We start from the raw sequence: 21,230 nt of genomic DNA, 5'->3' as shown, positions 1-21,230 counted from the left end.
CGACATGCTCGATTCCAAACTGTTACGTAGCAACCTCCAGGACGTAGCGGATCGTCTGGCATCCCGCGGCTTTGCCCTGGATGTGGCACGCATCGAAGCGCTGGAAGAACAGCGCAAGACCGTGCAGACCCGCACCGAGCAACTGCAGGCTGAACGTAACGCGCGCTCCAAGTCCATCGGCCAGGCCAAGCAACGCGGTGAAGACATCGCCCCGCTGATGGCCGACGTTGAGCGCATGGGGAACGAGCTGAGCTCCGGCAAGGCGGAGCTGGAAAACATCCAGAGCGAACTGGATTCGATCCTGTTCGGCATTCCCAACCTGCCCCACGAGTCGGTGCCGGTGGGCGAAGATGAAGACGGCAACGTTGAAGTGCGCCGCTGGGGCACCCCGACCGCCTTCGATTTCCCGATCAAGGACCACGTGGCCCTGGGCGAAACCCACGGCTGGCTGGACTTTGAAACCGCCGCCAAGTTGTCCGGCGCGCGTTTTGCCCTGTTGCGCGGCCCGATCGCCCGTCTGCACCGCGCCCTGGCGCAGTTCATGATCAACCTGCACACCGGCGAGCACGGCTACGAAGAGGCCTACACCCCGTACCTGGTGCAGGCGCCGGCCCTGGTGGGCACCAGCCAGTTGCCGAAGTTCGAGGAAGACCTGTTCAAGATCACTCGCGAAGGCGAAGCCGATCTGTACCTGATCCCGACCGCTGAAGTGTCGCTGACCAACATCGTCGCTGGCGAGATTCTCGACGCCAAGCAACTGCCGCTGAAGTTCGTCGCCCACACGCCGTGCTTCCGTAGTGAAGCCGGTGCTTCGGGTCGCGATACCCGCGGCATGATCCGCCAGCACCAGTTCGACAAGGTCGAGATGGTCCAGGTGGTCGAGCCGTCGACCTCCATGGAAGCCCTGGAAGGCCTGACCGCCAACGCCGAGAAAGTCCTGCAACTGCTGCAACTGCCGTACCGCGTACTGGCCCTGTGCACCGGCGACATGGGCTTCAGTGCGGTCAAGACCTACGACCTGGAAGTCTGGGTACCGAGTCAGGACAAGTACCGCGAGATCTCCTCGTGCTCCAACTGTGGCGATTTCCAGGCCCGCCGCATGCAGGCGCGCTTTCGCAACCCGGAAACCGGCAAGCCTGAGCTGGTGCACACCCTCAACGGTTCCGGCCTGGCCGTGGGCCGCACCCTAGTGGCGGTGCTGGAGAACTACCAGCAGGCCGACGGTTCGATCCGTGTGCCGGATGTGCTGAAGCCGTACATGGGTGGCCTTGAGGTCATCGGCTAAATGGAATATCTGCCGCTGTTTCACAACCTTCGCGGCAGTCGTGTGTTGGTGGTCGGCGGAGGGGAGATTGCCTTGCGCAAATCCCGTCTGCTGGCCGATGCCGGTGCGCAGCTGCGAGTGGTCGCACCTGAAATAGAAGCGCAATTGCAGGAACTGATCGTCGCCAGCGGCGGTGAGTCCCTGTTGCGCGGGTATGTCGAGGCGGACCTCGACGGCTGCACCCTGATCATCGCCGCCACCGACGACGAATCCCTGAATGCCCAGGTCTCCGCCGATGCCCATCGGCGTTGCGTGCCGGTCAATGTGGTGGACGCGCCGGCCCTGTGCAGCGTGATCTTCCCGGCCATCGTCGACCGTTCGCCGCTGGTCATCGCAGTCTCCAGTGGCGGCGATGCGCCGGTGCTGGCGCGGCTGATCCGGGCCAAGCTGGAAACCTGGATTCCTTCCACCTACGGCCAACTGGCCGGGTTGGCGGCGCGTTTCCGCGCCCAGGTCAAAGGCCTGTTTCCGGATGTGCAGCAGCGCCGGGCGTTCTGGGAGGATGTATTCCAGGGCCCCATCGCCGATCGCCAGCTGGCGGGGCAGGGCGCGGAAGCCGAACGTCTGTTGCAGGCCAAGATCGCGGGCAAGGCGCCTCATGCGCCGGGCGAGGTGTATCTGGTGGGCGCAGGCCCGGGTGATCCGGACCTGCTGACCTTCCGCGCCCTGCGCCTGATGCAGCAGGCCGACGTGGTGCTCTACGACCGCCTGGTGGCACCGGCGATTCTCGAGCTGTGCCGCCGCGACGCCGAACGCATCTACGTCGGCAAGCGTCGTGCCGATCACGCCGTGCCCCAGGAACAGATCAACCAGCAACTGGTGACCCTGGCCCAGCAAGGCAAGCGGGTGGTGCGCCTGAAGGGCGGTGATCCGTTCATCTTCGGCCGGGGCGGCGAAGAGATCGAAGAGCTGGCGGCCCACGGCATTCCGTTCCAGGTGGTGCCGGGGATTACCGCGGCCAGTGGTTGCTCGGCCTATGCCGGGATTCCCCTGACTCACCGTGACTACGCCCAGTCGGTGCGCTTCGTCACCGGCCATCTCAAGGACGGCACCAGCAACCTGCCCTGGAGCGACCTGGTGGCGCCGGCCCAGACCCTGGTGTTCTACATGGGCCTGGTGGGCTTGCCGACCATCTGCGAGCAACTGATCAAGCACGGTCGCGGCGCCGACACCCCGGCGGCGCTGGTTCAGCAGGGCACCACCAGCAACCAGCGTGTCTTCACCGGTACCCTGGGCAACCTGCCGGCCCTGGTTGCGGAACACGAAGTGCATGCCCCGACCTTGGTGATCGTTGGCGAAGTGGTCCAGCTACGCGAGAAGCTGGCCTGGTTCGAAGGCGCTCAGTCCGAGGTCTGAAAAGCTTCGCCGGCAAGCCGGCTCCTACACATCCCGCTGTTGTAGGAGCCGGCTTGCCGGCGAAAGCGTCCTCAACCCCTGCACCAAACCCCTTGCCCACTCAACCGCTGCCGATCATGGCCGCGGCTGAAGTCCTGTAACGGCCCCTTCGGCACAATCCCCGTCGGATTGATGGTGGTGTGGCTGGCGTAGTAGTGCCCCTTGATGTGGGTAAAGTCCACGGTCTGGGCAATCCCCGGCCACTGGTACAGCTCCCGCAGCCAGTTCGACAGGTTCGGGTAATCGGCAATCCGTCGCAGGTTGCACTTGAAGTGGCTGTAGTACACCGCATCGAAGCGGATCAGGGTGGTGAACAGCCGCACGTCGGCTTCGGTCAGGTACTCGCCGGCCAGGTAGCGCTGCGTGTCGAGCAGGGCCTCCAGCGCATCCAGTTCGGCGAAGACATCATCGAACGCCGTCTCATAAGCCTTTTGCGAGGTGGCGAACCCGGCGCGGTACACACCGTTGTTCAGCGCCGGATAGATGCGCCCGTTGAGCTCATCGACCCTGCTGCGCAAGGGTTGCGGATAGAAGTCCAGGGTATTGTCGGTCAAGCCGTCGAAGGCGCTGTTGAACATGCGGATGATTTCCGCCGATTCGTTGCTGACGATGCATTGGCGCTGTTTGTCCCACAGCACCGGTACGGTGACGCGGCCGGTGTAGTCCGCGGTGTCGGCGGTGTAGCGCTGGTGCATGAAGTCGAAGTGGTCCAGGGGGTCGCCGCTGGAGCCGTAGGCGGTGTCGAAGGTCCAGCCGTTCTCGCGCATCAGCCAGCTGACCACCGAGACGTCGATCAGCTTTTCCAGACCCTTGAGCTTGCGCAGGATCAGCGTGCGGTGGGCCCAGGGGCAGGCCAGGGACACATAAAGGTGGTAGCGCCCGGCCTCGGCGGCGAAGCCGCCTTCACCGCTGGGGCCGGGGCGGCCATCGGCAGTGACCCAGTTGCGACGTTGCGCCTGTTCCCGTTGGAAGGCGCCGTCCTTGCCGCTTTCGTACCACTGGTCATGCCAGCGCCCTTCGATCAGCAGACCCATGAAATGCTCCTCGGCTGTTTTGCGTTGGAGTGCAGTCTATGCCCCTGGGTTCGAACAAAAAGCGCAAAGCATGGGCGGTTTTGATCGATTAAATCGATCTGTCCCGGGCATCCCAGTACTGCTGGGCCAGGGCGAAGGCTTGCTCCCGGGGCGTGCCCAGGCCACGCAAGGCCAGGGCCATGGTGGCCAGCAGGGCCAGTTGCGGGTAGCTGTCTTCTACATCGCCGCGCCACAGCGCCTTGAGGTGCTCGGGTTCCAGGCTGGCAGGTTTCACATGGCGTTGTGCCGACAGTGCCGGCCATTCCTCGTCCCAACTGACGCCACCGGTGCTGCCGTACAGATGGCTGGCGGTGTCCGGGTTGATCTCGATCTCGCCGCCATCGCCCTTGATCACGATGACGTTGTCCCCCAGCAGGCCGCTGGCATCGCGGTGCACTGCCTGGTAGCCGGGGTGGAAGATGCTTTGCAGGCCGCAACGGGCGCCCAGGGGGTTGAGGATTCGCGCCAGGGAATGGATCGGTGAGCGCAGGCCGAGGATGTTGCGCAAGTCGATCATGCGCTGCAGTTGCGGCGCCCAGTCCCCCAGGGGCATGAAGGCCAGGTTGCCCTGGTCCAATGCCTGGCCGACCGCCTGCCAGTCACGGCACAGGGGAATTCCCAGGGGTTCCAGCAATTGTTCGGTGTACAAGCGCCCGGCGGTGTGGGCGCCGCCACCGTGGAGCAGGATGCGCACGCCATTCTGTGCCAGGCACTTGGCCGCCAGCAGGTACCAGGGCAGGTGGCGCTTCTTGCCGGCGTAGGTCGGCCAGTCGAGGTCCAGGGCAATCGCCGGGGTGTTGAGGCGTTCGCGCAAGGCTTCGGTGAAGCCCGCCAGCTCTTGCGGGCTTTCTTCCTTGTGCCGCAGCAGCATGAGGAAGGCGCCCAGTTGGGTGTCCTCGACCTTGCCGTCCAGCAGCATGCCCATGGCTTCCCGGGCTTCCTCGCGAGTCAGGTTGCGCGCGCCGCGCTTGCCCTTGCCGAGAATCCGCACGAATTGGGCGAAAGGGTGTTCTTCCGGGGTTTGGGTGAGCAGGGGAGCGAAATCGTTCATAGGCAATTGGTCGGCTTGGGCAGGCCCGCCAGCTTGGCGGCAAGTTTGGCGGGAGTGCCTTTGAACAGTCGGTTCAGGTGCAGGCTGTTGCCCTTGTCCGAGCCCAGCTTGAGGGCGGTGTACTTGATCAGCGGGCGGGTGGCCGGGGACAGCTGGAACTCTCTATAGAAGCCTTGCAGCAGCTCGAGGATTTCCCAGTGTTCCGGGCTCAGTTCAAGTGCTTCATTGGCGGCCAGGGCTTGGGCCACGTCGGCGGACCAGTCGTCGAGGTTGACCAGGTAACCGTCCTTGTCCAGTTCGATGGCGCGAGCGCCCACGGTCAAGGTACTCATAGCCAGGTGTTGACCTTGTCATGCTGAAGGGACAGCTCGACGAAGCCCGGGTAATCCACCGCGCGGGCCCAGGCCGGCAGGGCCAGGCCGCGGGCTTTCAGGTCTTCTTCCAGCACGTACAGATTCAAGCCGCTACGGGTGCTCAGTTCGCTGCAAATGGCGCTGCCCGGTTGCAGGGCATAGGCGGCGTCGCCGCACAGCAGCAGGCCGTCGGCGCTGCCCAGCAGGCGCAGGCAACTGCTCAGGCGGGTGTCGGTGAAGGGCGAGTGGGACAACACATGCAAGGTCGACATCAGAGGGTAATCACCTGGTCAAAACGGTCGATGATCCCGGCCAGTTCCGGGGCGTCCAGCAGCTGTACATCGTCAAGACTCAAGCTCGCCGGGTCGAGGCCGCGGGCAGCGAGGCTGGCGCTGCAGGCAAACAGTTCGTCGACGCCGAACAGCGACAGCGCCTGCAGGTTGGCGCTCAGGTCTTTCTGGCGCAGCAGCGAGGCCTGTTGCCCGGGCGCCAGTTGCAGCACGCCATCATCGAGAAACAGCAGGCCGATGGGCAGGTCGAAGGCGCCGCCGGCCAGGACGATATCCAGGGCTTCCCGGGCGCCAGGGCCGGTCCACGGCGCTTGGCGGCTGATCAACAACAGGGATTTGGCCATGTCACGCCCCTCCAAAACAGATCAGGCGGTCGGCGGCCTGTACCGCGTCATGCAATTGCCCGAGCCCCGAGAGCTCCCAGGGGGCTTCGACGCTCACCGACGTGCGTTGATAGCGCTGGGCTTCGTCAGCATTCAACACGCCTCGGCGCAGGGCTGCGGCGATGCACACCACGCCGTCCAGTTGATGCTGGCCGACAAACTCGCGCCATTCCCGAGGCAGGTCCTGTTCGTCCTGGGGCGTGACGATGCTGTTGGCGGCGTTGTACACGCCGTCCTGGTAGAAAAACAGCCTGACAATTTCATGCCCGCCCGCCAGCGCCGCCTGGGCGAACAGCAGGGCGCGGCGCGAGGAAGGCGCGTGGGCGGCAGAGAACAGGGCGATGGCGAACTTCATGACGGACTCGATGGATAAAACTGCGGCCATGATAAAGCTTTATCCGAACATCGGCTAAACCCGTTTCGCCCCTGGGGCTCTGGTTCCAGGCATGCAGGACATATCGGGTAAAGCTTTGCCCGGCCCCAAACTGCGAAGCGAGGGATAGACTCGCGCCTTCATTCAACCGGGGACAAGGAGCAAGGGATGATGGATTTGAATTCGGCGGTGGTAGTGGTCACGGGGGCCGGAAGAGGCTTGGGGGCCGCGCTGGCCATCAGCCTGGCGGACCAGGGCTGCAAGCTGATTCTCTGTGGGCGCAACCCCGAGGCCCTGGCGCAGGTCAGCGCGGCCATCGAGGCGCGTACCGGCAGCCCCGCCGATCAGGTGGTGGTGGACCTGGCCAGCAGCGATAGCGTCAAGGCCGCCCTGGCTGAGATCCACGTCCGCCACCCGCAAGTGGACATCCTGATCAACAACGGCGCCATGTGGCTGGAGGCCAGCGAGCAGCCCCACAGCGCCGCTGAAGTCACCGGGGTGATCGACGCCGCACTGAGCGGCACCTTCCTCCTGACCCAGGGCCTGCTGCCGGTGCTCAAGGCTTCCAAGCGCCCGGACATCGTCACCATCGGCTCCATCAGCGGCTTGCCCAATGCACCGCTGCACAGCGTGTCGCTGCCGTTCTATGCGGCCAAGCACGGGCAACTGGCCCTGGCCGATGGCCTGCGGCAAATGCTCAAGGGCACGCCGGTGCGCTCGCTGTGCGTGCACCCGCCGTACCTGGAGGATGTCTCGCCTCTGGATGAGGCCTGGCAGCAGATTCCGGCGCGGCAGAAGGGCGAGCAGGGCACCAACCGTGATGTGGTGGAGGCCGTGATCTTCGCCCTGACCCGGCCGCGGCATATCAGCCTGTCGTCGATCGTGATCGATACCGACAGCGGCGGCCTGTTCAGCTGATAACCGTGCTCAATGTCAGCGGTTCTTGTAGCCCAGTTGCCAGCGGCGGGGGATCTTCAATGACGCCACACCCAGCAGCACGGCAAACAACCCGCTGACATACAGCGCCTTGAGTCCCAGGTGCTGTTCCAGCAAGGCGCCCAGCACCGCCCCGGCGAACATGCCGCTCCAGGGCACCAGTTGCACCCGCCAGCCGTTGCGCCGGTCGCCGAGCATCCAGCGCCCCAGGCCGCGGCCAAAGCGTGAGAGGGCGCCGGTGACGTAGGTCAGGCCGATGGGCAGGCCGTTCACTTCCTCCACCGCGGCGTTGAGCATGCCCATGGCAATGATGGCCGCCAGCAGGGCCGGCAGTTGCTGCTCGAAAGGCCAGGCAGCAGAGGCGCAGAGCAACGCGCCGATGCTCAGCAGCAAGGGCAGGGCACGGTGCCCGGCAAGGCGGCTGACCACCACGCCCAGGGCGTTACCGACGATAAAGGTGGCCACCAGGAGCAGCAGGCGCAGCACCAGGCCCGGTTCGCCATCGCTGATGGCCACGGCCATGCGGGTGGTGTTGCCGCTCATGAAGGAGACGAAATCCCCGGTGGCCATGAAGCCGATGGCGTCGGTCATCCCCGCCAGCACCGAAAGGCAGGCCACCAGCCCGAGGCCGACCCGTCCGCGCCATTTCTGCGTGTGCTGCAGGGCTGCGCTGGCCGATTGCGTGGAAGTTGAAGGCAACATCGTCGGTTCTCCTGAACAGGGACTGCGAGGGGCGCGTGCGGGTCAAGGCCGTGGGGCAAGGTGGTGCAGGGTGCAGTATTCATCCCACGGCATGCCGGCCATCTCTGCGACTTCGCGGTGCACCTCAAGGCGCTGGGCGTGGAATTCCTCGGGGCTGACAGCGGTCAGTTGCAGGCTCAGTTCCCAGGCGAACAGCCCCAGGCGTTCGGCCTCGGCCTCGAAGGCCTCATGCAGGCGCTCGGCGCGATACTGCGCCGGGGTTTCGCCTCGGGCCCGGGCTTCCAGGGGGTTGAGGTTGTCCAGCTGTTCGCGCAGCTCGGGGCGCTGTTCGAGGAACGTGACCAAGGCTTGTTCATGCGGGTGTTGATCGATTGCCATGAAGACTCCCGGAAAAAGCGCCACGCCAAGGCGCAAGATTGAATGGGTTACGGCCAGCTGCTCAAGGCAGGTTTGGCTGAGCGGCCATCAAGCCACGCAGCCGCGCCAGATCCTTGCACGGTATGACATAGGTGCGCGCCAGCCGGTCGCCAATGCGCTGGCCGCGGCTTGATTCGCAGCAGATCAGCAGGGTCACCGGGCTGATGGCCGCTTCGAAGGGGCGGGTCGCCGAGCGGATCAATACCTGCAACAGCGAGGGGGGCTGGCCGATCCCATTGATCACTTGCAAGCCGCAAAGGGCCTTGCCGGCGGTATAGCCACACCACAGGTATTCGTTGAGGGGAAAATACAGGCCCCAGGTGGCCAGTAGGCACCAGGTGGAGAACTGCTCCATATCCGGGTATTGGAGGCGTTCGGCCAACCGGCACAGGACAAACCACGCCAGCAGTGCCAGCAGGCTGTCCACCAGATAAGCCAGAATGCGGCGGATGATCAGGCCGACTCTCGATACTTCCATGCACTGCCCCAAAGACTACGCCCTGTATTGAGCGCCCTATTGTAAGGCCTAAAATCCCTGTGGAGACGAGGCTTCAAAGGGAAGTGAAAAAAACGTGAAAAATAAATAGAACCTTTTGCTTTCGACCTCCCTCGAAAAGGCTCCTACAGCATTTGCCTTATTCAAACAGGGAGATCTACAGACGATGTCAAAGGTACTCGCAACCCTTCTAGCCAGCACCTCTGCTGCCACCTTGCTGGCCCTTTCCAGCAGCGCCATGGCTGCACCGGACACCGGGCCGATTTCCACCCTGGGTATTCTCGGTAGCTACAACGACTTCAAGCTCGAAGGCGGCAGTGAAAGCGACAAGGAGCACCTGGGCGAAGGGGGTGTGTTCTACAACTTCGGCAACAAGATGACCGCCGAATCGGGCCTGATCTACCAGGCCGGGGTCGAGGCCAAGTTCGGCAAGAAGCACGACAACAAACTCAAGGAAGGCCAGGCCGACCTCGACCTGGGCTGGCGCGCCGCGCTGGACGCACGCAACTTTGTCGATGTGCTGGTGGGCGGTGGCTACACCTGGACCCGCTACGAGCCGGACACCGGCGACTACGACATGAAGCTCACCAACAAGTCGCCCTTCGCCAAGGCTGCCCTGGGCTACAACCACCAGTTCGACGATGTGACCATGCGCGTCGAACTGGGTGCGCGCCATACCATCAACGGCAAGGCGCGGCTCAAGGTGGATGACGTCGGCAGCGACACCGTGGACCTGAAGAACCGCACCAATCCCTACGCCGAAGTGAATTTCCTGATGAATCAGAACGGCTCGCTGCCGGTCATGGCCGGGGTCTACTACACCCACACCGAGTACAAGCTGGACGAGGATACGCCTGTGGCAGACAACACCAAGCTCAAGCGTGACGAGTATGGCTTCAAGGTCGGCCTGACGTTCTAAGGACAGCCGCCCGTTCCAAGCTGCAAGAGCGCCGCCGGTGCCCGTCTTTCGATGGGGCCGGCGGTTTTGCGTTCAGCTGACGATGGGGTGTTCGCGGCCAATCTCGCTGCGCAACTGGGCGATCAGGTGCAGGCAGTGGGTGAGGCCTGGCGAGGGCTCGCCGATGCGGCGGCTGAGGATGATCGGCGAGGTGGCCTCGGTTTCCAGCAGCGGGCAGAAGCCAATGTCGTCACGGTGCAGCACTTGCACCGAGGCCGGTACCAGGGTGACGCCGATGCCGGCGCCCACCAGCCCGATGGCGGTCTGCAATTCGTTGGTCCACTGGGCGATCTTCAGGTTCAGGCCCCGGGCACTGAACAGCGCGATCACATGGTCGGCGTAGCTCGGGCGCGGGTTGGCCGGGTACAGCACAAAAGGCTCGTGCGCCAGTTGCGCCAGGCTCACCGGTTGCCCCAGCAGCGGGTGGCCGGCGGGCAGGGCAACCACCAGGCGATCCTCGGTCAGCACCTTTTGCACGATGGCTGGATCATCGATGTGGATACGCCCGAAGCCGATATCGATGCGCCCAGCCTTCAAGGCTTCCACCTGCTGCAAGGTGGTCATCTCCGACAGCCCCAGTTCCAGTTCCAGGGTCCCGTTGCTGCGCAGGCGGCGGATCAGCTGCGGCAGCACGCCGTACAGGGTCGAGGGTGCAAAGCCGATGCCCAGCCAGGTCTTGTGCCCCAGGCCGATGCGCCGGGTGTTGTCACAGACCTTGCCCAACTGCTCCAGCACCCGGTTGGAGTGCTCATAGAAAAACCGTCCGGCGGCGGTCAGGCGCAACGGCCGGCCACGCTCCAGCAGTAGCACCCCCAGCTCGTCTTCCAGTTGCTGGATCTGCCGGCTCAGGGGCGGCTGAGCGATGTGCAGGCGCTCGGCGGCGCGAGTGAAATTGAGGGTTTCCCCCAGCACCTGGAAATAGCGCAGATGACGCAGCTCCATGACAGCTCCCCAGTGGTGAAGTGCATACCTTAAAGGTATCAAGCCAGACCAATTCTATATTGGAACCCCGTAAAAAGCCGGGACAGAATCGCTGGCAGAACTTCAAGAACCTGATGGGTATGGAAATGCACGCTTCTGCCATTGAATCGATCGAGACGATCATCGTCGATCTGCCGACCATCCGCCCGCACAAGCTGGCCATGCACACCATGCAGAACCAGACCCTGGTGCTGATCCGCCTGCGCTGCGCCGACGGCATCGAAGGCCTGGGGGAATCCACCACCATCGGCGGCCTGGCCTATGGCAATGAAAGCCCGGACAGCATCAAGACCAATATCGACCGCTTCGTCGCGCCGCTGCTGATCGGCCAGGATGCCAGCAACATCAACGCCGCCATGCTGCGCCTGGAGCAGAGCATCCGCGGCAACACCTTCGCCAAGTCCGGTATCGAAAGTGCCTTGCTCGACGCCCAGGGCAAGCGCCTCGGGCTGCCGGTCAGCGAACTGCTGGGCGGCCGGGTGCGCGATGCCCTGCCGGTGGCCTGGACCCTGGCCAGCGGCGACACCGCCAAGGACATCGCCGAAGCGCAGAAGATGCTCGACCTGCGCCGCCACCGCATCTTCAAGCTGAAGATCGGCGCCGGCGAAGTCGACCGCGACCTGGCCCACGTGATCGCGATCAAGAAGGCCCTGGGCGACCGCGCCAGCGTGCGGGTCGACGTCAACCAGGCCTGGGACGAAGCCGTGGCGCTGCGCGCTTGCCGGATTCTCGGTGGCAATGGCATCGATCTGATCGAGCAACCGATCTCGCGCAACAACCGCGCCGGCATGGTGCGCCTCAACGCCAGCAGCCCGGCGCCGATCATGGCCGACGAATCCATCGAGTGCGTGGAAGACGCCTTCAACCTGGCCCGGGAAGGGGCGGCTTCGGTGTTCGCCCTGAAGATCGCCAAGAACGGCGGTCCTCGCGCCACCCTGCGCACCGCGGCGATTGCCGAGGCGGCGGGCATCGGCCTGTACGGCGGCACCATGCTCGAGGGCGGCATCGGCACCCTGGCCTCGGCCCACGCCTTCCTGACCCTGAACAAACTGAGCTGGGACACCGAACTGTTCGGCCCGCTGCTGCTGACCGAGGACATCCTCGCCGAGCCGCCGCTGTACCGGGATTTCCACCTGCACGTCTCAAGGGCACCGGGCCTTGGCCTGAGCCTGGACGAAGAGCGCCTGGCGTTCTTCCGTCGCGACAAAACCACCCCCGTGCTGCATCACACCTGAGGAGGGCTGCATGCTATTCCACGTGAAAATGACCGTGAACCTGCCGGTCGACATGAACCCCGAGCGCGCCGCGCAGCTGAAAGCCGACGAAAAGGCCCTGGCCCAACGCCTGCAGGCCGAAGGCAAGTGGCGCCACCTGTGGCGCATCGCCGGGCTGTACGCCAACTACAGCGTGTTCGACGTCGACAGCGTGCAGGAATTGCACGACACCCTGATGCAATTGCCGCTGTACCCCTACATGGCCATCGAAGTTGACGCCATGTGCAGGCATCCTTCTTCCATTCATGAGGATGACCGCTGAGCCCGTGCCAGCCCGTTCACCACTCTAATAAATACAAGATGAGGATTAATCATGAACGTCAGAATTTCCCACACTGCCAGCGCCCAGCAGTTTCTTGAAGAAGCCAGCGGCCAGTTCACCGAAGGCGGCAACCCACGGGCCAAGGCCATCATCTACAGGATCCTGCGGGACTCGGTGAACATCATCGAAGACCTGGAGATCACCCCGGAAGAATTCTGGAAGGCGGTCAACTACCTCAACGTCCTCGGCGCCCGCCAGGAAGCCGGGCTGCTGGCCGCCGGCCTGGGCCTGGAGCACTACCTGGACCTGCTGATGGACGCCGCCGACGAACAGGTGGGCAAGACCGGCGGCACCCCGCGCACCATCGAAGGCCCGCTGTACGTGGCCGGTGCACCGCTGAGCCAGGGCGAAGCGCGCCTGGACGACGGCGTTGATCCGGGGGTGGTGCTGTTCATGCAGGGGCAGGTCCGCAACACCGAAGGCCAGCCATTGGCCGGGGCCATCGTCGATGTCTGGCACGCCAACACCGGCGGCACCTATTCGTACTTTGACGGCAGCCAGTCGGAATTCAACCTGCGCCGGCGCATCGTCACCGACGCCGACGGCCGCTACCGCTTTCGCAGCATCGTGCCGTCCGGCTACGGCTGCCCGCCGGACGGCCCGACCCAGCAACTGCTCGACCAACTGGGCCGCCATGGCCAGCGCCCGGCGCACATCCACTTCTTCATCTCGGCCGATGACCATCGCCACCTGACCACCCAGATCAACCTGGATGGCGACCAGTACCTGCACGACGATTTTGCCTACGCCACTCGCGACGAGCTGATCGCCCAGATCACCTTCAGCGAAGACCAGGCTCGGGCCAAGGCCCTGGGGGTCAGCGGGCGCTTTGCCGAGATCGAGTTCGACTTCACCCTGCAGTCTTCGGCCCAGCCGCAAGAGCAGCAGCGCCACGAGCGGGTCCGCGCCCTGGAGGACTGAAGCGCCGACCGTGCCTGGCCCAGCCACGGAGCACCGACCCAGGTGCCCGTGGCTTTTGCCGTTATGCCGGGCCTGACGAGACTGCGTTGCGTGCCTGAAGCGCAGACCCAATAAGAACCATCAGAGTGACCCGATCATGCAGATGCATCTGTTGAGTGAGCGCAGCAGCGTGTTTGTTCAAGCCGATCCCTATGCCGTATCCGGTTACGTCAACCAGCATGTGGGCAGCCACTGCATCCGCCTGCCCCGGGCCGGCCATCCCCAGGCCAGCCTGCAGCACCGGGCCCTGGCCAGCCTGGATTTGTGCAGCATCAGCTACGGCGCCAGCGTGCGCGTCACCTCGCCGGCCCTGGAAAGCATCTACCACCTGCAAGTACTGCTGCGGGGCCACTGCCGGTGGCGTGGCCCGGGCCAGGAGCACTACTTCGCCCCGGGGGAACTGCTGCTGATCAACCCCGACGATCCGGTGGACCTGACCTATTCCGACGACTGCGAAAAATTCATCATCAAGATTCCCACCCATCTGGTGGAAAACGCCTGCCAGGAACAGCGCTGGCAGTACCCGGGGCAGGGCGTGCGCTTTCTGCGCCAGCGCTACCAACTGCAGGAACTGGAAGGCTTCGTGCCCTTGCTGAGCCTGCTGTGCCAGGAAGCCGAAGCCCTGGAAAGCATGCCCAAGGTCCAGGAGCACTACGCGCACATCCTGGTGGGCAAACTGCTGGGGCTGATGCAGACCAACGTGCAGCGCGGTGCCCTGGGCGCCTCGGCGGCGACCTTCGAACGGATTGCCGACTACATCGAACGCAACCTCAAGCACGACATCGGCTGCGAAGAACTGGCGCAACAGGCGCGCATGAGCCTGCGCTCGTTGTACGCGCTGTTCGAGCGCAACGCCCGCACCACGCCGAAGAACTACATCCGCCAGCAGAAACTGCAACGGGTGCACGCCTGCCTCAGCGACCCGCACAGCCCGGTGCGCAACGTCACCGAACTGGCCCTGGATTTCGGCTTCCTGCACCTTGGGCGTTTTGCCCAAAGCTACCGCCAGCAATACGGCGAACTGCCCTCCGACACCCTCAAGCGTCGGCACTGATCCTCTGGCATCGGCCTCTTGTAGGAGCTGGCTTGCCAGCGAAGAGGCCTGCAGGCTCAGCACCCCATCCAAGGGCCTTTTCGCCGGCAAGCCGGCTCCTACACAGGCCACGTCGGCGCTTTTGCAGAAAACGGATACAGGTGTGCACGCATTGGCTATTGCCCGTTCCAAGCCCGCCCTAGCATGGCCCTGCCTGAATAACAACAATGGAGGCGGCGGCCATGTCCCTGCGACCCGAATACCTGCATTCCCTGCTTGAAGAAGACCCCGACCAGGGCGTCTACCGCTGCAAGCGCGAGATGTTCACCGACCCCCGGCTGTTCGACCTGGAGATGCAGCACATCTTCGAAGGCAACTGGCTGTACCTGGCCCACGAAAGCCAGATCCCCAACCCCAACGACTACTACAGCACCACCATGGGCCGGCAGCCGGTTTTCATCGCGCGCAACAAGAACGGCGAACTCAATGCCTTCATCAACGCCTGCAGCCATCGCGGCGCCATGCTTTGCCGGCACAAGACCGGCAACAAGGCCTCCTTCACCTGCCCGTTCCACGGCTGGACCTTCAACAACACCGGCAAGCTGCTCAAGGTCAAGGACCCGGCCGCCGCCGGCTACCCGGCCAGCTTCAACTGCGAAGGCTCCCACGACCTGACCCGCGTCACGCGCTTCGAGTCCTACCGCGGTTTCCTGTTCGGCAGCCTCAACCCCGACGTGCTGCCCCTGGTGGAGCACCTGGGGGAGTCGGCGAAGATCATCGACATGATCGTCGACCAGTCCGCCGACGGCCTGGAAGTGCTGCGCGGTTCTTCCAGCTACATCTACGAAGGCAACTGGAAGCTCACCGCCGAGAACGGCGCCGACGGCTACCACGTCAGCTCGGTGCACTGGAACTACGCCGCCACCCAGAACCAGCGCAAGCAGCGCGAGGCCGGGGAAGACATCCGCACCATGAGCGCCGGCACCTGGGCCAAGCAGGGCGGCGGTTTCTACTCCTTCGACAAGGGCCACATGCTGCTCTGGACCCGCTGGTCCAACCCCGAGGACCGCCCGTTGTACGAACGCCGCGACGAGCTGGCCCGGGACTTCGGCCAGGCCCGGGCCGACTGGATGATCGAGAACTCGCGCAACCTGTGCCTGTATCCCAACGTCTACCTGATGGACCAGTTCAGCTCGCAGATCCGCATCGCCCGGCCGATCTCCGTGGACCGCACCGAAATCACCATCTACTGCATTGCGCCCAAGGGCGAGAGCGATGAAGCCCGGGCCCGGCGCATCCGCCAGTACGAAGACTTCTTCAACGTCAGCGGCATGGCCACCCCGGACGACCTGGAGGAATTCCGCTCCTGCCAGCTCGGCTACCAGGGCAGCACCACGGCCTGGAACGACATGTCCCGGGGCGCCGAGCATTGGGTCCAGGGCGCGGACGACGCAGCGAAAGAAATCGACCTGCAACCGATCCTCAGCGGGGTGCGCACCGAGGACGAAGGCCTGTTCGTGATGCAGCACAAGTACTGGCAGCAAACCATGCTCGCGGCCCTGGAGCTTGAAGCCTCTCGCCGGATCGACGTGGAGGCCGTGCAATGACCATTTCCTACGACGCCGTGCGCGATTTCCTGTATCGCGAAGCCCGCTACCTGGACGACAAGGACTGGGACAGCTGGCTGGAACTCTACGCCCCGGACGCGACCTTCTGGATGCCCTCCTGGGACGACAGCGACCAGTTGACCGAAGACCCGCAGCGGGAAATCTCGCTGATCTGGTACGGCAACCGCAGCGGCCTGGAAGACCGGGTGTTCCGCATCAAGACCGAGCGTTCCAGCGCCAGCATTCCCGACACCCGCACCTCCCACAACCTGAGCAATATCGAGCTGCTGGAGCAGGGCGACGGCCAGTGCAAGCTGCGCTTCAACTGGCACACCCTGAGCTTTCGCTACAAGACCGTGGACAGCTACTTCGGCTGCAGCTTCTACACCCTCGACCTGCGGGGCGAAAACCCGCTGATCCTGGCCAAGAAAGTCATCCTGAAGAACGATTACGTTCGCCAGGTCGTCGACATCTACCACCTCTGAGGCGACTGCCATGAGCCATCAAATCGCACTCAATTTCGAAGACGGCGTGACCCGTTTCGTCAGCGCCAACCCGGGCGAAACCGTGGCCGACGCCGCCTACCGCCAGGGCATCAACATTCCCCTGGACTGCCGCGACGGCGCCTGCGGCACCTGCAAATGCCTGGCCGAGGCGGGGCGCTATGAGCTGGGCGAGGACTACATCGAAGACGCCCTGAGCGCCGATGAGGCCGAGCAGGGTTTTGTCCTGACCTGCCAGATGCGCGCCTTGAGCGATTGCGTGGTGCGGGTGCCGGCCTCGTCCCAGGTCTGCCGGGCCGGGCAGGCCACCTTCCAGGCCAGCATCAGCGCGGTGCGCCAGTTGTCCGACAGCACCATCGCCCTGTCGATCAAGGGCGAGGCCCTGAACCAGCTGGCGTTCCTGCCGGGGCAGTACGTCAACCTCGGCGTGCCTGGCAGCGAGCAGACCCGTGCCTATTCTTTCAGCTCCCTGCAGCGCGATGGCGAAGTCAGCTTCCTGATCCGCAATGTGCCCGGCGGCCTGATGAGCAGCTTCCTCACCAGTCTCGCCAAGGCCGGCGACAGCATGACCTTGGCCGGGCCCCTGGGCAGCTTCTACCTGCGGGACATCCGCCGGCCCTTGCTGTTGCTGGCCGGTGGCACCGGGCTGGCGCCGTTCACCGCGATGCTGGAGAAAATTGCCGAGCAGGGCTGCGAGCACCCGTTGCACCTGATCTACGGCGTGACCAACGACTTCGACCTGGTGGAACTGGAGCGCCTGGAAGACTTTGCCGTGCGCATCCCGCAGTTCAGCTTCAGCGCCTGCGTGGCCAACCCCGAAAGCCACTACCCGCGCAAGGGCTACGTGACCCAGCACATCGAACCGGTGCATTTGAACCAGGGCGATGTCGATGTCTACCTGTGCGGTCCGCCGCCGATGGTCGAAGCAGTGAGCCAGTTCATCCGCGAACAGGGCATCGCCCCGGCGAACTTCTACTACGAGAAGTTCGCCGCCAGCGCCGCCTGAAGAGCGCCTCGCTGCTGTAGGAGATGGCTTGCCAGCGAAGGCGTCCACAAGGGCGCTGCAAGGCTCAAGGGCCTCTTCGCCGGTAAGCCGGCTCCTACGTCGAGCGGTGTCCTCTCCATCCTTTTGCATTCACGAGGTTTCCATGAACCGTTTCCACAACCAAGTCGCCCTGGTCACCGGCGCCGCCCAGGGCATCGGCCGTCGCGTTGCCGAACGCCTGGCCGAGGAGGGCGCCCGCGTGGTGCTGGTGGATCGCTCCGAACTGGTCTTCGAACTGGCCGCTGCACTCAGCCCCCGCTACCCGGTCCTGGCCCTGACCGCCGACCTGGAGCAGTACAGCGAATGCAGCCGCATCATGGCCGCCGCCATCGACCACTTCGGCCGCCTCGACATCCTCATCAACAACGTCGGCGGCACCATCTGGGCCAAGCCCTTCGAACACTACGAGCCGGCGCAGATCGAAGCCGAAGTCCGTCGCTCATTGTTCCCCACCCTGTGGTGCTGCCACGCCGCCTTGCCGCAGATGCTGGAGCAGGGCCGCGGCGCCATCGTCAACGTCTCGTCCATCGCCACCCGCAGCCTCAACCGCGTGCCCTACGGCGCGGCCAAGGGCGGCATCAACGCACTCACTGCGTGCCTGGCCTTTGAAACCGCCGGCCGCGGCGTGCGGGTCAACGCCACCGCTCCCGGCGGCACCGAGGCACCGCCGCGGCGCATTCCGCGCAACAGCACCGAGCCCAGTACCGAAGAGCAGGCCTGGTACCAGCAGATCGTCGACCAGACCCTGGATAGCAGCCTGATGCACCGCTACGGCAGCGTTGACGAGCAGGCGGCGGCGATCCTGTTCCTGGCCTCCGACGAAGCCTCCTATATCACCGGCACGGTGCTGCCGGTGGGCGGCGGCGATCAGGGCTGAACGAGGGGCGAACTGGACGCCCTTACCTGTGGCTGGCCACGGCGGTGCTTATGCAGCTGGCCAGCCCGAAGGCCTCTATGGCTGTGGTGGAATGGGGTAGGGCAAGGTGATTGGCGGTGCATCCTGCAGTTGCCGCGAAGACTGCGCCATCAGATAACCGATGATCTGCGCCGAGCTCAGCTCGATATGCAACATATCTTGATCGCCAAACCACTCGTTGGGCCAGAAGATCAGGTCCGAGGCATTGGCCTCGGGGAAGTTGGTTTCCAGCAGGTTCAGGGCGTAGTCCGTATCAGACTCCGTGCCTTCGCACTGGCAGATGAAATCCGCCACGGCGCAGGCCTCGGCGAAGCTCAGGTCGTCAACGTAGCGCTCCTGATGAAAGGCCGTGCGCAGAAAGTTCGCCGCGCTGGTATGGCTGTGCATATCGCGAAATTCGTGGAACTCGAAAGGTCGGCCGGCGTGGCTGTTCCACTGCTGGATCAGTGCATTGATCTCGGGGCTTTCCCGTTCCTGGTTGTCCCAGATGCGGTCGAGGATCTGCTTCAGCAAGCCCTTCATCAGCGCACGTATTTTCGGCGTGGCGGGTGTTGGTTTCAGCCGTTCCGGCATGGCCATGGGTGTCTCCCTGATTGTCATTTCGTTTGTAGGAGTCGGCTGCCGACGAAGGCGATCTTACGGACGCTTTCGCCGGCAAGCCGGCTCCTACGGGGGCGTGCTTGTGTAGAAGCTGGCTTGCCAGCGAATACGCCCGCAAGGCCGCCCCCATTCCCGAGCGGCGCACAGGATAGGCCCTTCGCGCCGCCGACTAAAGCGCCGGCCCCAGCAACAACAATGCACACAGCCCGCCCTCAGGCCGATTGCGCAACTCCAGGCGACCGCCGATCTTGCTGACGATCATCTGCACGATTGCCAGCCCCAGCCCGGCGCCATTGGCGTTGCCCTGGCTGTAGAAGCGCTCCAGCAAACGCTCGCGCTGCTGCTCGTCGATACCCGGCCCCGCATCTTCCACACACAGGTGCATCGCGCCGTCCGCCTGGGGCCGCAGGCCGACCCGTACCTCGCTGCCCGCTGGGGCAAAGTTCAGGGCGTTGGTCACCAGGTTCTGCAGGGCGATGGCCAGGGCCACCGGGTCGGTAGCGATCAGGCAGCCTTCGTCGCCTTCCAGCACCAGTTCGACGTCTTTCTCCAGGGCCAGGGGCGTCAGTTCCGCCAGCTCTTCGCGCACCAGGGCGCTGAGGTCGATGCGGCTCAGGCGCGGGCTGTTCAGCTGCGGTTCGATGCGGGCCATGGTCAGCAACTGGCTGCCGATGCGGGTGGCCCGGTCGACGCCGCTTACTAGAAAATCCAGGGCCTCCCGGCGCTGCTCCGGGCTGCTGGCACTCTGGGCGTTCTGCGCATGAATCCGCAGGATCGCCAGGGGCGTGCGCAGTTCATGGGCGGCGTCGGCGATAAAGCGCCGCTCGCGCTCCAGCAGGCTGTCGATCTGGGCCAGTAACTGGTTGAGGGCGGTCTGCATCGGCTCCAGGTCCTGGGGCAGGGGCTTGAGCCCGAGCGGCTGCAAGGTGTCGCTGCTGCGCCCGCGAATGGCCCGGGCCATGGCCCGCAGCGGCGCCAGGCCCCAGCCGATGGTCAGCCAGATCAGCAGCGCCAGCAGCGGCACGCCGATCAGGGTCGGCCACAGGGTATGGCGCACGATGCGCTGGATCAGGTCCTGGCGGATGTCATCGCGCTCGCCGACCCAGATCAGCAATCCCTGCTGCGGGTCGGCCAGAAGAAAGGCGCACCAGTCCTTGCCGTTTTCCAGGATGTCGTGGGCCCCCAGGGTGGTGGGCGGCGCCTCCAGCAGCGGGGCCTCGGCGGAGCGCATCAGCAACTGGCCGTCGTCGCGCCAGACCTGGAAGGTCAGGCGGGTTTCATAGGGGTGAGCGGCGCCGTCCACGCCGACCCGGCTCATGGCCTGGTCGAAGGCCTGGTGCAGGCGCTCCCAGTCCGCCGCGTCCGGCTTTTGAGCCGGGTCGCGCTGGCGCAGCACCCCTTGCAGCAGGCGCGCGCTCTGGGCCAGCTGGGCGTCGTAGACCTCTTCGATTTCGTGGTGGCTGTCGCGCAGCACCAGCCAGCTGATCAGCAGGTCCCCCAGCAGCACCAGCACCAGGACCGGCAGCAGAATCCGCGTGCGCACCGAGTTCATGGCTTGAGCGCCAGCACGTAACCGACGCCGCGCACGGTGCGGATCAGCTCGCTGCAGAGCTTCTTGCGCAGGTTATGGATCAGTACTTCCAGGGTGTTGCTCTCGACCCGGTCCTGCCAGCCGTACAGCGCCCGGGACAGGCGCTCGCGGGTCACCACCTTGCCCGGGCGCACCATCAGCTGGTGCAGCAACTGGTATTCCATGGGCGTGAGCACCACTTCGTTGTCTTGGTAGTGCACCTGCTGGTTGGCCGGGTCGAGGCGGATGCCGGCGTGTTCCAGCAGCGGCTGGGCACGACCCTGGCTGCGGCGCAGCAGGGCGCGGACCCGGGCCTTGAATTCCTCGACGTCGAAGGGCTTGACCAGGTAGTCGTCGGCCCCGGCATCCAGCCCGGCGATGCGTTCGGCGGTGCCGTCGCGGGCGGTGAGGATCAGCACCGGCAGGTCCTGCTGGGCGGCACGCAATTGCTGCAGCAGTTCCAGGCCGTCGAGCCGCGGCAGGCCCAGGTCCAGCAGCAACAGGTCGAAGCTTTCGGTGCGCAGGGCGTGCAGGGCGCTGGCACCGTCCTGCAGCCAGTCCAGGGTGTAGCCTTCGGCGCTCAGGGCCACGCGAATGCCCTGGCCGAGGGCACGATCATCTTCGACAAGCAGCAGGCGCATGGGCGGTTCTCGGTAGGGCGAGGGGGC

General features: G+C 64.7%; 25 protein-coding genes. 12 read left to right on the top strand and 13 right to left on the bottom strand.

Going from position 1 to position 21,230, the window contains the following annotated elements; all coding sequences use genetic code 11:
• Positions 1-4: 4 nt before the first annotated feature.
• Both serS and cysG read left to right on the top strand, forming a co-directional pair.
• Positions 5-1,285, top strand: coding sequence for a serine--tRNA ligase (gene serS / locus AC1RGE_RS09615; RefSeq protein WP_011062164.1), 1,281 nt, complete (start codon positions 5-7; stop codon positions 1,283-1,285).
• Positions 1,286-2,680: a siroheme synthase CysG gene (gene cysG, locus AC1RGE_RS09610; protein ID WP_011062163.1), complete on the top strand. Its 1,395-nt coding sequence runs from the start codon at positions 1,286-1,288 to the stop codon at positions 2,678-2,680.
• Between the two features lie 71 nt (positions 2,681-2,751).
• On the opposite strand, the gene AC1RGE_RS09605 is transcribed toward cysG, so the two are convergent.
• The 6 genes from AC1RGE_RS09605 to tusD all read right to left on the bottom strand — a co-directional run bounded on the left by AC1RGE_RS09605 (position 2,752) and on the right by tusD (position 6,224).
• Positions 2,752-3,753, bottom strand: coding sequence for a glutathione S-transferase family protein (locus AC1RGE_RS09605; protein WP_065363241.1), 1,002 nt, complete (start codon positions 3,751-3,753; stop codon positions 2,752-2,754).
• 88 nt (positions 3,754-3,841) lie between these two features.
• On the bottom strand, positions 3,842-4,843 hold the full coding sequence (locus AC1RGE_RS09600) for a glycosyl transferase family protein (protein ID WP_236203504.1): 1,002 nt from the start codon (positions 4,841-4,843) through the stop codon (positions 3,842-3,844).
• A complete protein-coding gene (locus tag AC1RGE_RS09595; RefSeq protein ID WP_492584099.1) occupies positions 4,840-5,175 on the bottom strand; it encodes a TusE/DsrC/DsvC family sulfur relay protein in 336 nt (111 codons plus the stop codon). The genes AC1RGE_RS09600 and AC1RGE_RS09595 overlap by 4 nt, the downstream gene beginning before the upstream one ends.
• Entirely contained in the window at positions 5,172-5,468 is a 297-nt protein-coding gene (gene tusB / locus AC1RGE_RS09590; RefSeq protein WP_019092900.1) for a sulfurtransferase complex subunit TusB, read from the bottom strand. The genes AC1RGE_RS09595 and tusB overlap by 4 nt, the downstream gene beginning before the upstream one ends.
• Complete coding sequence (gene tusC, locus AC1RGE_RS09585; protein ID WP_011062158.1) at positions 5,468-5,830, bottom strand: sulfurtransferase complex subunit TusC; 363 nt, start codon at positions 5,828-5,830, stop codon at positions 5,468-5,470. The genes tusB and tusC overlap by 1 nt, the downstream gene beginning before the upstream one ends.
• Before the next feature lies 1 nt (position 5,831).
• Positions 5,832-6,224, bottom strand: coding sequence for a sulfurtransferase complex subunit TusD (gene tusD, locus AC1RGE_RS09580; RefSeq protein WP_019092899.1), 393 nt, complete (start codon positions 6,222-6,224; stop codon positions 5,832-5,834).
• Between the two features lie 186 nt (positions 6,225-6,410).
• Between tusD and AC1RGE_RS09575 the strand changes: the two genes are divergently transcribed.
• On the top strand, positions 6,411-7,160 hold the full coding sequence (locus AC1RGE_RS09575; protein WP_011062156.1) for an SDR family oxidoreductase: 750 nt from the start codon (positions 6,411-6,413) through the stop codon (positions 7,158-7,160).
• Between the two features lie 15 nt (positions 7,161-7,175).
• Here the strand turns inward: AC1RGE_RS09575 and AC1RGE_RS09570 are convergent, their stop codons facing one another.
• The 3 genes from AC1RGE_RS09570 to AC1RGE_RS09560 all read right to left on the bottom strand — a co-directional run bounded on the left by AC1RGE_RS09570 (position 7,176) and on the right by AC1RGE_RS09560 (position 8,775).
• Entirely contained in the window at positions 7,176-7,880 is a 705-nt protein-coding gene (locus AC1RGE_RS09570) for a YoaK family protein (RefSeq protein WP_011062155.1), read from the bottom strand.
• 42 nt (positions 7,881-7,922) lie between these two features.
• A complete protein-coding gene (locus AC1RGE_RS09565) occupies positions 7,923-8,258 on the bottom strand; it encodes a DUF6388 family protein (RefSeq protein WP_492584097.1) in 336 nt (111 codons plus the stop codon).
• 61 nt (positions 8,259-8,319) lie between these two features.
• The gene (locus tag AC1RGE_RS09560; RefSeq protein ID WP_492584095.1) at positions 8,320-8,775 is read right to left on the bottom strand and encodes an RDD family protein; all 456 of its coding nucleotides are present in this window, start codon (positions 8,773-8,775) and stop codon (positions 8,320-8,322) included.
• 184 nt (positions 8,776-8,959) lie between these two features.
• On the opposite strand from AC1RGE_RS09560, the gene AC1RGE_RS09555 reads away from it, so the two are divergent.
• Complete coding sequence (locus AC1RGE_RS09555; protein ID WP_492584093.1) at positions 8,960-9,712, top strand: outer membrane beta-barrel protein; 753 nt, start codon at positions 8,960-8,962, stop codon at positions 9,710-9,712.
• A gap of 72 nt (positions 9,713-9,784) precedes the next feature.
• Here the strand turns inward: AC1RGE_RS09555 and AC1RGE_RS09550 are convergent, their stop codons facing one another.
• A complete protein-coding gene (locus AC1RGE_RS09550) occupies positions 9,785-10,693 on the bottom strand; it encodes a LysR family transcriptional regulator (protein ID WP_492584092.1) in 909 nt (302 codons plus the stop codon).
• Between the two features lie 125 nt (positions 10,694-10,818).
• Between AC1RGE_RS09550 and AC1RGE_RS09545 the strand changes: the two genes are divergently transcribed.
• From AC1RGE_RS09545 to AC1RGE_RS09510, 8 genes are all read left to right on the top strand, one after another.
• On the top strand, positions 10,819-11,967 hold the full coding sequence (locus tag AC1RGE_RS09545) for a muconate cycloisomerase family protein (protein WP_492584266.1): 1,149 nt from the start codon (positions 10,819-10,821) through the stop codon (positions 11,965-11,967).
• 10 nt (positions 11,968-11,977) lie between these two features.
• Positions 11,978-12,268, top strand: coding sequence for a muconolactone Delta-isomerase (gene catC / locus AC1RGE_RS09540; protein ID WP_011062149.1), 291 nt, complete (start codon positions 11,978-11,980; stop codon positions 12,266-12,268).
• A 51-nt stretch (positions 12,269-12,319) separates the two neighbouring features.
• Positions 12,320-13,249, top strand: a complete 930-nt coding sequence (gene catA, locus AC1RGE_RS09535) for a catechol 1,2-dioxygenase (protein ID WP_492584090.1) — start codon at positions 12,320-12,322, stop codon at positions 13,247-13,249.
• A gap of 136 nt (positions 13,250-13,385) precedes the next feature.
• Positions 13,386-14,342, top strand: coding sequence for an AraC family transcriptional regulator (locus AC1RGE_RS09530; RefSeq protein WP_011062147.1), 957 nt, complete (start codon positions 13,386-13,388; stop codon positions 14,340-14,342).
• Positions 14,343-14,563: 221 nt separating this feature from the next.
• Positions 14,564-15,928, top strand: a complete 1,365-nt coding sequence (benA, locus tag AC1RGE_RS09525; RefSeq protein WP_492584088.1) for a benzoate 1,2-dioxygenase large subunit — start codon at positions 14,564-14,566, stop codon at positions 15,926-15,928.
• Positions 15,925-16,413, top strand: coding sequence for a benzoate 1,2-dioxygenase small subunit (gene benB / locus AC1RGE_RS09520; protein WP_011062145.1), 489 nt, complete (start codon positions 15,925-15,927; stop codon positions 16,411-16,413). Before benA ends, benB begins: the two co-directional genes overlap by 4 nt.
• Positions 16,414-16,423: 10 nt before the next feature.
• Positions 16,424-17,437: a benzoate 1,2-dioxygenase electron transfer component BenC gene (gene benC / locus AC1RGE_RS09515; protein ID WP_492584086.1), complete on the top strand. Its 1,014-nt coding sequence runs from the start codon at positions 16,424-16,426 to the stop codon at positions 17,435-17,437.
• A 142-nt stretch (positions 17,438-17,579) separates the two neighbouring features.
• Entirely contained in the window at positions 17,580-18,353 is a 774-nt protein-coding gene (locus AC1RGE_RS09510; RefSeq protein ID WP_492575047.1) for a 1,6-dihydroxycyclohexa-2,4-diene-1-carboxylate dehydrogenase, read from the top strand.
• 75 nt (positions 18,354-18,428) lie between these two features.
• Here the strand turns inward: AC1RGE_RS09510 and AC1RGE_RS09505 are convergent, their stop codons facing one another.
• From AC1RGE_RS09505 to AC1RGE_RS09495, 3 genes are all read right to left on the bottom strand, one after another.
• Positions 18,429-18,971 carry a hypothetical protein gene (locus AC1RGE_RS09505; RefSeq protein ID WP_019095866.1) on the bottom strand — a complete coding sequence of 181 codons (543 nt, stop codon included), beginning with the start codon at positions 18,969-18,971 and terminating at the stop codon, positions 18,429-18,431.
• 190 nt (positions 18,972-19,161) lie between these two features.
• A complete protein-coding gene (locus AC1RGE_RS09500) occupies positions 19,162-20,544 on the bottom strand; it encodes an ATP-binding protein (RefSeq protein ID WP_123397484.1) in 1,383 nt (460 codons plus the stop codon).
• Entirely contained in the window at positions 20,541-21,203 is a 663-nt protein-coding gene (locus AC1RGE_RS09495) for a response regulator (protein WP_019092959.1), read from the bottom strand. Before AC1RGE_RS09495 ends, AC1RGE_RS09500 begins: the two co-directional genes overlap by 4 nt.
• Positions 21,204-21,230: the final 27 nt, after the last annotated feature.

The sequence above is a fragment of the Pseudomonas sp. GW823-FHT02C05 genome (genome assembly GCF_058797595.1).
Note: the sequence above shows the minus strand (reverse complement) of the source record. Positions and strands in the feature narration are given on the sequence as shown.